The 651-nt window shown below is 63.0% G+C and carries 1 protein-coding gene; it reads right to left on the reverse strand.

What is annotated here, in order from left to right; all coding sequences use genetic code 11:
* Positions 1–3: 3 nt before the first annotated feature.
* A partial coding sequence (locus MOQ72_RS44190) for a hypothetical protein (protein ID WP_242192046.1) occupies positions 4–651 on the reverse strand: 648 nt, incomplete at its 5' end.

The following is a 651-nucleotide window of genomic DNA, read 5'->3' on the forward strand; positions in this document are numbered from 1 at the left end:
ACATTACCTGGGCGGGCCCAGTTCTTCGAGCGCCTCGGCAGCGACGGCGTGCGCGGCTTCCTCCAGCTCCTCCCGCGGCTTGTTGACTTCCTTGCCGTCGTAGTTTCCACCTTGGCCCCGGTACTTCACCTCCACTTCGACGTTGGCCTTCCTGAAGTAGAAAACGCTGATCTGAACGCCAGAGACTTCGGTGTAGTAATGGGACGATTGGTCACCGAGCGCGAAGGGCGGCGGAGGTACCTGCACCCTCCGGTCTTGCAATTGCCTGTCAGCTCCTGCTTTCGCCAGGCTGATGGCTGGCGAACCGTCCTGGAACTGGCTGAGCACGACCTGAACTTGCAGGTTGACCAGGACCAGATCGCCCCAGCCCGGTGCGGTGGTGCTGTTCCACTCGCACGCCTGCGACACGAAGTCGCTTTTCGCTTCGGGGTCACGGTCCTCAAGTCCGCCGAGTTCAGGTTCGGCAGGCCCGACGAGTCCCGCGACGGTCTCGGGGCTGGCGAGTCGGCACGGATTGGGAAGCTCGCGGTATCCGAGGTCAGCCGACGCCGAACCAGCGCACGAGACAAGCAGGAATCCGGTGGTCAACGCCACCGTGGTCTTGACGTTGTCCGTTAGCTTGAACACGCAATGTCCTCTGCTCTCCGGGGC

It is taken from the genome of Saccharopolyspora soli (assembly GCF_022678645.1).
GTDB classification, from domain to species: Bacteria; Actinomycetota; Actinomycetes; order Mycobacteriales; family Pseudonocardiaceae; genus Saccharopolyspora; species Saccharopolyspora soli.